Annotated in this window: 9 protein-coding genes; 7 read left to right on the top strand and 2 right to left on the bottom strand. The window is 49.7% G+C overall.

The window, feature by feature from the left end; genetic code table 11:
• Positions 1-131: 131 nt before the first annotated feature.
• Positions 132-455 carry a hypothetical protein gene (locus tag ACTHMC_RS20260; protein ID WP_440415874.1) on the top strand — a complete coding sequence of 108 codons (324 nt, stop codon included), beginning with the start codon at positions 132-134 and terminating at the stop codon, positions 453-455.
• A 27-nt stretch (positions 456-482) separates the two neighbouring features.
• Positions 483-1,571 (top strand): DUF2891 domain-containing protein, encoded by a 1,089-nt coding sequence (locus tag ACTHMC_RS20255; protein ID WP_440415872.1) that lies wholly within the window; start codon positions 483-485, stop codon positions 1,569-1,571.
• Between the two features lie 183 nt (positions 1,572-1,754).
• Here ACTHMC_RS20255 and ACTHMC_RS20250 read toward each other — a convergent pair whose 3' ends face one another.
• The gene (locus ACTHMC_RS20250) at positions 1,755-2,360 is read right to left on the bottom strand and encodes a hypothetical protein (protein ID WP_440415870.1); all 606 of its coding nucleotides are present in this window, start codon (positions 2,358-2,360) and stop codon (positions 1,755-1,757) included.
• A 129-nt stretch (positions 2,361-2,489) separates the two neighbouring features.
• Between ACTHMC_RS20250 and ACTHMC_RS20245 the strand changes: the two genes are divergently transcribed.
• Genes ACTHMC_RS20245 through ACTHMC_RS20225 form a run of 5 tightly spaced genes read left to right on the top strand, consistent with a single transcriptional unit; the run spans position 2,490 to position 11,471 of the window.
• Positions 2,490-3,050 (top strand): RNA polymerase sigma factor, encoded by a 561-nt coding sequence (locus ACTHMC_RS20245; RefSeq protein ID WP_440415868.1) that lies wholly within the window; start codon positions 2,490-2,492, stop codon positions 3,048-3,050.
• 42 nt (positions 3,051-3,092) lie between these two features.
• Positions 3,093-4,127 carry a FecR family protein gene (locus ACTHMC_RS20240; protein ID WP_440415866.1) on the top strand — a complete coding sequence of 345 codons (1,035 nt, stop codon included), beginning with the start codon at positions 3,093-3,095 and terminating at the stop codon, positions 4,125-4,127.
• A gap of 19 nt (positions 4,128-4,146) precedes the next feature.
• A complete protein-coding gene (locus ACTHMC_RS20235) occupies positions 4,147-7,689 on the top strand; it encodes a SusC/RagA family TonB-linked outer membrane protein (protein ID WP_440415865.1) in 3,543 nt (1,180 codons plus the stop codon).
• 18 nt (positions 7,690-7,707) lie between these two features.
• Positions 7,708-9,093, top strand: a complete 1,386-nt coding sequence (locus ACTHMC_RS20230) for a RagB/SusD family nutrient uptake outer membrane protein (RefSeq protein ID WP_440415863.1) — start codon at positions 7,708-7,710, stop codon at positions 9,091-9,093.
• Between the two features lie 35 nt (positions 9,094-9,128).
• The gene (locus tag ACTHMC_RS20225; protein ID WP_440415861.1) at positions 9,129-11,471 is read left to right on the top strand and encodes an amidohydrolase family protein; all 2,343 of its coding nucleotides are present in this window, start codon (positions 9,129-9,131) and stop codon (positions 11,469-11,471) included.
• Positions 11,472-11,483: 12 nt separating this feature from the next.
• Here ACTHMC_RS20225 and ACTHMC_RS20220 read toward each other — a convergent pair.
• Positions 11,484-12,209, bottom strand: a 726-nt coding sequence (locus tag ACTHMC_RS20220; protein WP_440415860.1) for a SusD/RagB family nutrient-binding outer membrane lipoprotein, incomplete at its 5' end; no start/stop codon positions are given.

Genomic DNA, 12,209 nt, shown 5'->3' with positions numbered 1-12,209 from the left:
CACTCGCGGCGACGCGAGCGACAGGCGGCTCCCCGTCAATTCCTGAAGTTTCCCTTTTGCGAAACCCGTTTTTCCCGTTTCAGGCAAACAGGCTGCCCATTCTTTGCCACCTTTAAAAGAAAAAGGAAAGCATGTGCAATTTCAGAATGTGGTACAAGGCGGAGGATGATGTGTATGTATTGCAATGTGTACAGTGCAATACATACCAGGTAAGGGTCCGTAATTCGGCTTTTATGTTCGATACCTTCACTTACACGCTCTTCTGCGAAGTAGTGGCAGATCTTTATTTAAAATCCTCAAATAATACATCGGGTGATCCCATCAAAGTACCCACCTTCAACCAGGGAATAGAACTGTCCATGGAAAGGTCCGCACTCCGCGAGCTCTTCTGCCTGCTGGATGGCGCTGATACTGAAATGAAGGCGGCACAAATGACCAGCCTGTTTTATTACTGATTAACCCCCAATCCTTATTTTTACCGGATGAAATTCCAAAAGCTCATCCTGGCAGTGGCCATACTGCTGCATGCGCAGGCGTATGCACAAACTGGCAACAAGAATCTATTCAGTAAGGAAGTGGCAGCAAAACTGGCGGCATTGCCCCTGCATTGCATCCCCAACGAATGGCCCAACAAAACCAGCCATACTTCCGATTCTGCTACCGATCACGTATTGCTTCCGCATGAACTGCACCCGGTATTCTATGGGTGCTTCGACTGGCACTCCTGTGTACACGGTCACTGGATGCTGGTGAAACTGCTCAAGACCTTCCCCGATATGCCGGACCGCGATAAGATCATCGCCACCCTCAACAATAGCTTCAACCTCGATAAGATGAAAGAGGAAGCAGCCTATTTCTCCAAATACAAAGTCACTTCTTCCTGGGAGCGTACCTATGGATGGGCCTGGCTGCTCAAACTGGATGAAGAACTCTTCACCTGGAACGATCCCCTCGGTAAACAATGGTATGCCAGCCTGCAACCGCTTACGCAGACCATTAAAGAACTCTGGACCAAATATCTTCCCAAGCAGACCTATCCCAACAGGACCGGTGTGCATCCTAATACAGCATTCGGACTGGTGTTTGCGCTCGACTGGGCCAATGCGCTCAATCAGACTGAATTTGCAGCACTGATCAAACAAAGGAGCAGGGACTATTATTTCAACAACAAACAAACGCCCGCGAACCTGGAGCCGGATGGTACCGACTTCCTTTCTCCTTCACTGGAAATAGCAGACCTCATGCGCAGGGTGCTGCCACAGGCTGAATTCCTGAAATGGTTCAATACATTCTATACCAAAGAAGGGATCACCAATATCACCAGCATGCCGCATGTGAGCGATCGTACGGATTACCAGATCGTGCACCTGGATGGGCTCAGCCTCAGCAGGGCCTGGTGTATGAAAGGCATCGCCAAAACATTCCCCGCCAATCACCCTTATAAGAAGCTGTTCACCAGTACTGCGGAGAAATTCCTGCAACAGACATTGCCGCATGTTACTTCCGGTAACTATGGTGGTGATCACTGGCTGGCTTCCTTTGCGGTGTACGCGATTTTTGAAGATCGTTAATACTTCGGGTGTGCAGTAGCGTGCTGCTAAATTTGCTTGTTACTTATACTTCGGGCGTGCCCAATAGCTCCCGTCCCCGCGAGTTACAGCTATTCCGTTGCCTCTGGCGACACGGTGTTCGCAGGGAGGCGAACAAATATAAGTAACTCGCCAGAGGCGGGCTACTGGGGCACACCCGAACTATTACTTCTCTTTTTTTCCCAGCCAGATCCCTAATCCCAGGTTGACAGGGAAATTCAGCTTTGAATAAGTTTCGGTTCCGATCGTTCCGCCATCTCCGGGGTAGGAGGCCTTCGTCCACAGAAAACCAACTCCCGCACTGAAGTTCAGACTGAATCTTCCTGGCATATTGCGTTGCATTCCCCAAAGCATGGCAATATTGTTTACAGGCCGGCGGGAATCCTCTTCATAATAAAATGATTTCATCCTCATTTTGGAAAAAGTGGTCCCTGCTTCCACGGCAAAATAATTGGCGCTGTTCTTATCCGTGCGTGCGTTCTTATATAAACGCTTTTCAAAATTATAATAGAAGCGGTACTGCGCTGTAACGGCCGGATCGAAATAAACATTGAACTCTTCACCCATACTGCTGCTGGAACTGAAGGAGGCGCTGAGGCTCATGTACGCGCTGACATGCAGGGTCTGGTACCTGGCGGTTTTCATCTCATAGCTGATTCCCGGATGCAGGAAGGTGAGGGCAGGCACATTTTCCGTGGATTCCGATTGCGCCTTTGATACAAATGGAATGGTTGCCATAGCCAGGGCTATGAAGGTTGTCAGGGATTTCATGGGCCAAAAATAGGGTGGTGATGTCCTATAATGATGCTAAAGCATACCGGGCTGCAGTATTATCAGGCTGAACTGCATGCTCCTGATATTCAATTTTCTTTTTACATTTAGCCCCCGTTCGGGACTTGCATGTACGATCACCAGAACAATATCTCCCGCTGGGCTGCTTTCTGTGAGGGCGACCAGACTGCTTTTCTTCATTTGTATGAAGAGCATTACAACCTGTTGTATGCATGGGCACACCGGTGGGTGCAGCAGGATTCAGCCTGGATCCAGGACCAGTTGCAGGATTTCTTCGTTTACCTCTGGGAGCACCGCCAGAATCTATCCAGGGATGTAAACCCCCGCACTTACCTGCTCACTGCCTTCAAGCGCCAACTTTACAATAATGCGGCAAAAGACAAACTGAAACCCAGGCCGATAGAGGACCTGGACCTGCCTGATGCCGATACTGCCTCTGCCGATGCAGCGTTCTTTACCGAACAATTCGGGAAAGTGGAGCAGGCCATGCAGTTACTCAGCCCGGCGCAGAAGGAAGTGGTGGAATTAAGATACCTGAAAAATCTGAGCCTTCAGGAGATCGCCGATCAGAAGAGATCCAGTCTGAGAACGGTTTACAACCTCATGCACAGGGCGCTGGTCCACCTCAAATCAGAATTGCTGAAAAAAAAGTTTTTATTCATGTGGTAAATCCGGTAACGGATTGCCTCTGTTCAATATCAGAAGCCGACAATGGAAAAGATCACAGTGGAATATTTGCTTCGCCAGGAATCCTTTCTCCGGTATTGTTTACACAACGATGCCGAAGCGGTAAAGTATTGGAACAACTGGCAGGAGCAGCACCCTGAACATGCTGCTGAAATCAGTGAGGCATCGTTACTGGCAACAAACAGTTCTTTGTATCTGCAGGCAGAGGCCGTGAAACCTGCAGCCATGGTCCGGATGCAGGAATACCTGCAGGCGGGTCCGGTTAAAGCTCCGGTCCGGCAGTTGAACTGGAAAAAGATCACCGCCGCAGCCGCTGTGCTCCTGGTTGCATCTCTTATCAGTATCTGGTTGATGCAGAGAAAGAATGAAGCGGAAGGTACCTTGAGGCCCCTGGCGAGTATTATGAAGGCAGGCGAAGAAAAGTACAGTATCCCTGCCAGGAAGCTGCTGAACCTGGCTGATGGCAGTTTTGTGTTGTTGGACAGTGGCGCTTCCTTACGCATCGATGAAGCCTTCGGCAGTGAAGAAAGAAATGTGTACCTCAGCGGTACTGCCTGGTTCAAAGTGGCGAAAGACCAGCAACATCCTTTCAGGGTGATCACCGGAAATATCCGAACTACCGCGCTGGGAACGGCTTTCAGGGTTGAAGCACCCGCAGGCAGCAACCAGGTGCAGGTGGAGCTGGAAGAAGGGAAAGTGGCAGTGGAAAGAAAATTGAAAAACGGCCATGAACTGATTGCCACCCTGATGCCTTCCGAAACCATCACCCTGCACCAGCAGGATGATGTAAAAACAGAAAAGAAACAATTTGCAGTCAACGGATTACAGGCATGGAAAGCGCAGGAAATCATCTTTGATGATGCACCGCTTACCGATGTGATCAGCCAGCTGCAGGTTCTATACGATCAACCTATCCTGCTCGAAGATGATCAGCTGATGAATGCAACATTCACCGGAAGATTCCGGAATGATTCCCTGAGCACAGTGCTGGATATGCTCTGCTTCTCGCTCAACAGGAAATACCGCACCACCGCTGATAACAAGATCCTGATTTATTAGTCTCTAAACCATCACTGCTATGATTGCAACTCTGTATGCAAACAGGATTCGTATGTTCGTATCCGTAAGTATGCATCGCTATTGTTTTATGCTGCTTCTCACAGGTCTCCTGCTGGGAACCACCACCGCCGTGTCTGCCCAGGCCAGCCGAAAAGTGGAAATGGAGAATATGCCGGTGGAAAAAGTGCTTACCAGTCTCGAGAAACTCTTTAATGTAAGATTCTTCTATTCCCGTTCAGTGATCAATCAAACTGAAAAGATCAGCATCCCTGCCAAAGAAAGAACGTTGGAAGAAGTGCTAAGCCTGCTGGATACCAGGTATAACCTGCTGTTCAGGAAAGATGGCAATATGATTGCCGTCAGTAAAAAGAACAGCACACCAACTAACAAGAGCAATGCCGATCTCCGGGAGATCCGCGGAAGGGTAGGACTATCCGAATCCGGAAGGATCTATTATGCCGGTGGCATTACCGTATTTGTGGAAGGGGAAAAGAACGGAACCGTTACTGATGATAAAGGTTACTTCAGCATCAAAACCGGCAAACAGGAAGCCAGCCTGGTGATCTCCTTTGTTGGTTATGAAACCAGCCATACCGATGTTACAGGAAATACATTCGTATCTGTTACCCTGAAGCCCGCTGCCACAGTGCTCTCGGAAGTGGCCGTTGTAAGTTCCGGTTATCAGTCGCTCACCAAGAAGAATACCACCGGTTCCTACGGCACCATCTCCGCCAAAGAAGTGGAACGCCGCAGCAGCCAGAGCCTCGACAGGATCCTGGAAGGCGCCGTGCCCGGTCTGACAGTATACAATGGTTATACCGGCACCAGAACTTCCAGATCTCAGGGCGTGGACATTCAGATCCGCGGTGGCAGCACCATCCAGGCGGAACGCAATGCGCCACTCATCATTGTGGACGGTTTTGAAGTCACCCGCCTCCCGGATAATATGAACGAAGTGGAAAAGATCGATATTCTCAAAGATGCCGCCGCCAGCAGCATCTGGGGTTCCAAGGCCGCCAACGGCGTAATTGTGATCACCACCAAAAGAGGTAAGGAAGGCAAACTGAATATCGGTTATGCCAGCAATTTATATTTCACGGAAAGACCCGACTATTCCGATCTCAAAAGAGCCACCGCCAAAGATATGACCGAATGGGATAAGGAAGCCTTTGATAAAGGCTGGCTCACTTCCGCTATTTTCAAGAACTCTTCAAGCGGCTACACACCTATCTATGATGCTATCTTCCAGTTTGAAGACGGACTGATCGGCGAAGATGTGATGAACCGAAAGCTGGATTCCATAGGCGGGATGAGTAACAGGAGCCAGGTGCGTGACCTGCTCATGCGCACCGGTGTTCGCCAGAACCATTACCTTTCGCTCTCCGGCGGCGGTCCCAAATACAGGTTCTTTCTTTCATCATCCTTTGATGACGATAAAACAAATTTCATCGGTGAGAAATCACAATCCGTTCAACTCAATACCCGCAATGATTATGAGCTCACTTCCTGGCTCCGCCTGCGAGGTGATATCAATGTGGCATTCGATAAGGACAATGCAGGGATCGGCCTCCGCTCGGAGCTCCTGAACCTGGCGCCCTACCAGCTGCTCCTCGATCAAAATGGTAATTTCCTGAATGATTACAATTATTTCAACAAGACGGAAAACGACAGGCTGGTGAAGCTCGGCTTCTATGATAATGGAAAGAACCTCCTGAACGAAGCCGGTCTGGCCAATAATGTCCGTAAGAATTTTGGTGTGCGCACCCGCCTCGGCTTTGAAGTGAAACTGGCAAAGGGGCTTACGTTCAGCAATGATTTCATGTATGATAAGTTCAAGGCCTCTAACAAAAATGTCATCAGTAAAAATTCCTTCGAGAACCGCAACTATATAAACCAGTTCATCACGCTGGGGGCAGGCGATGTACCTACTTACAATATTCCCCGTGGAGATATCCTCAGCCTCAATGAATCAACCACCACCAACTGGGCCAACCGCTTTCAGGTGAGCTATTCCAATATCTTCAATGGCGTACATTACCTGAACCTCTTTGGTGGCGCAGAGATCCGAAAGACCATCACCGAATCTTTCAGCAACCGGAAATTCGGATATGACGATGACCTGCTGAGCTGGCAACCCATCCTCAACCAGGCGCAACTGCTCAATGGCGGTCTTACCTGGTGGAACGGAAGAGCGTTGCCAAGGTTCGATGCTACCGCCTATGATCTGTTTACGTATGTGGATAACCGGTATCTTTCGTATTTCTCCACCGCCGCTTACACCTTTGATGAACGATATACCCTTACAGGCAGCCTCCGTTTTGATGAATCCAATCTCTTCGGCACAGACGCAAAATACAGGCGCACACCGCTCTGGTCTATCGGTGGCAGCTGGAATATCAACCATGAATCTTTCTTCCATTCCGATGCCATCAATACCCTCAAGCTGAGGGGTACGTATGGTCTCGGCGGAAATGTGGATAATAGCGGCACACCATTCCTGGTGGCCAGCAAAACCTACCAGGCACTGTTCAATGATTATCGTCTCCGTCAGATCTCTTACAATCCCAAACTGCGCTGGGAACGGACGGAAACAGTGAATATCGGGATCGACCTGGCCATGTGGAACAACAGGCTGCAGCTTACGGTGGATGCCTATCGCAAGAAGGGATCCGACCTGCTGGGTACTTTCGTGATCGACCCCACCAATGGGTTCACTTCTTCCCGTATCAATGCGGCGACTATGACCAACAATGGCTTTGAAGCAGTGATCACAGGTAATATCATCGATCAGAAAGAATTCAAATGGACCAGCCGCCTGGTCTTCGGTTACAACAAGAACAAAGTGACGAGCAATAAAGTAAGTGATGGCAACCCGGAGATCAACCGGGTGTCAGGCACTACCCAATATGTGGAAGGCTATGCGCGCGAAACCCTCTGGAGTTACCAGTGGGCCGGCCTCGATGAGCGTGGTAATCCGCAGGTGTTCAATGGCAAGGGAGAGAAAGTAAAGATCGCAGACATCAGCTCGCTGGTTGCCAGCGGTACTTACAGACCTCCATACTCCGGCGGGTTCACCAATACCGTTACCTGGAAAGGCTGGTTTGCCAGTGTGTTCATTGTATACAATTTCGGCAATGTGATCCGTCGTGAAATGCCATCCATGAACCCATACGATTTCAGCACTTCTCTCAACTACCAGGTGGCCAAACGCTGGAAACAGGCAGGGGATGAGGCATCCACGGATATTCCGGGTATGCCGCTCTCTTTCGATCCGGGTGATTTTTATGATGGCCGTGAAAGACTGGCGCAGTACTCCACCAACAGTGTGATGCCGGCAGATTTTATCAGGTTGCGCGAGATCCAGCTTGGTTACACCTTGCCTGCCAACCTGCTGAAGAAAACACCATTCAGGCATGTACAGATCATTGCTCAGATGAATAATGTGGCGCTCTGGAAAAAGAACAGTTATGGCATCGATCCTGAATTTGCAGATCCGATGTCCGGATCATTGTACCTGCCACAATCACGCGTGCAAACATTAAGCCTTCGGGTAGACCTGTAAAACTTAAAAGCTGCAATCATGAAACGATTAAATATATATTCCTTCTTTGCCCTTGTGTTACTGGCTGCCGGCTGCAGCAAATTCACGGATGTTGCGCCGAAGGGTAAGCTTATTCCCAGGACAGTCACCGATTATGAAGGCTTCATGAATGATATCGTGCTGGCCGATGCTGCCTATCTCTATTCCGAATATATGAGTGATGACCTACAGCTCACAGATGCAGCAGCTGCTTCGCAGGCTGCCAACAGGACCGGCAAGTCCTATTTCTGGGATAAGGAATTGTTGAAGTCAACGGAAGATGATGCTGAATGGAATACCCCTTACAACCGGATCTACTATTGCAACCTGGTGCTGGATAATATAGGCAACGCCACGGAAGGCACAGAGGCTGATAAGAACCGCATCAGGGCCGAGGCGATGATCCACAGGGCTTATTACCTGTTCAACCTGGCAAACCTGTACGGAAAAGATTACCAGGAAACAACGGCCGCTACAGACCTCGCCGTGCCTGTCATGCTGAAAGCAGACCTTGAAGCGAAGTCTACACGAGCTTCCGTAAAAGAAGTATACGATAAAGTGATCACTGATCTTACTGCTGCATTGAATACACCAGAGCTGCCTGACTTTGGCAGGAATTATGTACATCCCGGAAAAGCTGGCGCACTGGCTATCCTGGCGCGTGTTTATTTCCTGAAAGGGGATCTCAAAACAGCAGCAGAGTATGCAGACAAGGCGCTTGCCAAAAGGAGCACCCTGCTCGATTACAATACTTTAGAGTTCATCAATCCTGCACGACCTTTTTCAGGAGTGAAGAACAAGCCAACGCCGGAGGCTAATCCGGAAAACCTGTTCAGCAGAACCAACAGCAGTTCAGGCATTTTCGTCCGCTTCATGATCAGTCCTGATCTGCATACGATGTTAGGTGAAAAGGATTTGCGTTTTGTGTTCAACTTCACCAGGCTCACTACTACCGGCGCTGTCAGCGCTAACCCGCTCCCTGATTATCTGAATGGCGCACCCAACTTCAGTATCGGTGTGCCGGAAATGATGCTGATAAAGGCTGAGTACCTGGCAAAACAGGGCCAGATCAATGATGCGCTTACACTGCTCAATAATTTAAGATTGAGCAGATTCAAGCCTGCTGATTATACAGCGTTGACCGCTGCAACACCTGAAGAGGCGCTGGTGAAGGTTCTGGAAGAAAGAAGAAGAGAGCTCTTCTATCACGGCACCCGCTGGTTTGATCTGAAAAGGCTGAACAGGACCGATGCTTTCAAAAAGACACTCACCCGCAGCCATAACGGAAGGGTAGAGACCCTGCAACCCAATTCACCCCGCTACCTGATGCAGATAGCGCCAAAGATCCTGGGCATCAATCCAGGCATCCTGCCCAATGAAAGATGATTGGTAACGATATAGTATAGCCGAAACATAAAAAAATGAAACAAGCGATCCGCTCAGGCATTTTATTGCCCCTGGTTTTCTCTGCCCTCTCCTTGATAGCCCAGCAAAAGACCCGTATAACCCTTCAATCCGGAAAACTGCCTGAAGGCGTGAAAGTGAGCCTCAGGAAAGAATGGCCTGTGCGTAAGCTGGTGGATACGGGTTTTATTAAAAATGGAAATCTTGTTTTTACTGTTACTGATTCCCTTCCTGCTGTGTACAGCCTGAATACCAGGAATCCGTGGATGAACGCCGCCATCTTACTGGAGGGACCGGATGTTACTGTAAAGTTTGATCAGCCGGAACCCATAGTGGAAGCAGGCCCCAGCCAGCAGGCATTGAGTGGGTTTCTTGCCTCCATCAAACCCTTTGAAGAGCAGTGGAGGGAGATCGGCAACCGATATAGTGCTGCAAAAGACATGGAGGAGAAACTTACAATCAGTAAGGAGATGGATGTTCCTGCTGAGAAAGTAATGGGCGGCCGTGAACGGTTTGTGATAGAGCATGCCGGTGACCTGGCAGGTATCTGGATGGCCCATGAACAACTGAACCTCTGGCGCGAACCAGCTTTGGTAAAGATGATCCCGCTGTTTCGCAGCCAGACACGTACTGCCGCGCTTGCCAGTCAGTTGCAGGGGAAGCTGGATGAGCTCAATACCAGGAGAATGACCGGTAATAAAGCGCCGTTTTTCAGACTGCCTGATATCAAAGGCAATGAAGTGGAACTGGATAGTGTCATTCGCCGCAACAAATACGTACTCATCGATATCTGGGCCAGCTGGTGTGCTCCCTGCAGGGCCACCAACCGTAAACTGGCTCCGGAATATGCCGCGCTGAAACAGGCAGGTATCGAGGTGATTTCCATTTCTGTTGATGAAAAAAAGAGCGAATGGGAAAAAGCAGTGGCGGTGGATATGATCCCCTGGACGCAACTGATCTCACCTGAAGGCATGAAAAGCAAGGTGGTGGCTGATTATAAAGTACAGTCGTTACCTGCTACATTTCTGATAGATCAGCAGGGAAATATCATCCGGCAACATGTTAGTATTGAGGAATTGAAATCACCCGGTGGCATGGTGGAAACTACATCTATCCTGCTCAGCAATGGCATTATCATCGATGGTGACGCTGCTGTGAAGCCACGCAAGGGATCTGTGCTCATCGAGAACGGTGTCATTACCAGGATCAGTTATGGCAAAACCATTCCCGTTTCAAACGATGTTCACACTGTCGATTGTACAGGCAAATACATTACACCCGGAATGATGGATGCGCATGTTCATCTTGGCACATCCGATCTCAGTGACCCGGTGAAGGCGCGCAGGGTAACTGACAGTATATTATACAATATGGTCCGCCACGGCATCACTACCGTGCGAGATATGGCAGGTGATGCACGTTTTCTCAAACAACTGCGCACAGCTGCCGTAACCACTAACCTGTATTCACCTGAAATATATTATGCCGCTCAGTTTGCCGGCCCAGAATATTTCAGGATGATGAGCAATGGCAGAAAAGGGCAGGATGAAGGTGGCAACTTTCCATGGGCCCGCAGCATTGCCGATACTTCGGATCTTCCCAAAGCCATTGCAGAAGCGAAAGCCTGGGGAGCGACCGGTATCAAGATCTATGCGGAGCTCAGCGCCGCATTGGTTACAAACATCACTAAAGAGGCGTATAAACAGGGACTGCTGGCCTGGAGCCATGCCTCGGTAAACCCTGCCTTACCAGCGGATATTGCCGCGGCAGCTGTCAACAGTATGAGCCATGCAAACGACCTGGTATTTCAGCAATTCCCCGCAGGCACTTCCTTGTCTGAGGTTTGGGAAGCCATCTACAAAGGGTTGAAAGCTGATTCGGTGCTCATGCGGCCGATATTGGTAACGATGAAGAACAACCGCATTTATTTCGATCCAACGCTGTTCCATGGTGCAAGCAACAATATGAAGAATGCGGCAGTGATAGCCCGATGGGCGCACAGGACCGGTGTATTGTTTGTGGCAGGTACGGACTGGATCTATCCTTCCACAAATGCAGCAGTGCCATTGCTGGATGAAATGAAACACCTGGTGTCTGATGCAGGTCTCAGTAATGCAGAGGCCATTCAGGCTGCCACCATGAATGCGGCTGCAGTAACAGGGCTTAAAGATCGCGGGCTTGTAAGAAAAGGAATGCAGGCCGATCTGCTGATCCTGAATGCCGATCCGCTGAAAGCACTCGATGCGCTCTTCGTTCCGCAAACTGTGATCCGCAAAGGGCAGATCCTTCATTTCGCAGGTAAATTCAAACCAGATAGCAACGAAAAGGCTGCCCCCGGAGAGGCAGCCTTTTTACCATAACCAGGTCCTGGTCTAGTTCTTATCCCAGAACAATTTTACATCCACCTTATCGCCACCGATGGCTGCGGATGCTGTAGTGTAATTCTTGTTGTTGAGTGATTGTTCATTGGTTGGATAGGTGAAGCGGGTAGGATAACCTGATTTCGGGCTGCTGGGAGCTGCCAGCACCGGAAAGTCGAGCCTCCTTACTTCCGTCCAGGTTTCAAATCCCCGGTTGTACAACGCGATCCATTTCTGCGTACCGATCTTTTGCTTCCAGTTGCCTGCTGCTGTAGCATAAGCCACATCTGCCCTCGCAAGGTAGGTGTCTGCTTCGGCATCCGTACCGCCCCAGAATTTGATGCTCGCGCGGATGGCATTGTTGTAATGCTCTGCCGCTGTTCCTGCAACAGTGAATCCCCGCTCGATGGCTTCGGCGCGGTAGAATTCTGCTTCCACATAATCCAGCAAAAGTGAAGGCGCATCGATGGCGATCAGTTTTGAACTGGCCCTTGCATAAGAAGAGTAGGTATTGGTAGAACCGTTTGCTCCGCCAACATATACGCCATTGTCGTTGGGTGCGAAGTATTGCTTCAGCCTGGGATCACTCAGCGAATTCAGCTTTTCCACCAGTGTGGTGCTGGCGATGAAATCCTGCCGTTTGCTCTGCACCAGGTCCGCCCAGATAGGATTGTTATTCGGCGTAGCACTCTGATACTTGAAAACAGCATTGTCTGCCGCACTACTGAAAGCCTTTGT

Origin of the sequence: Pseudobacter sp. (genome assembly GCF_051955275.1) — a bacterium.
In the GTDB taxonomy this organism is placed as follows: domain Bacteria; phylum Bacteroidota; class Bacteroidia; order Chitinophagales; family Chitinophagaceae; genus Pseudobacter.
This window is presented reverse-complemented; position numbering and strand designations above follow the sequence as displayed.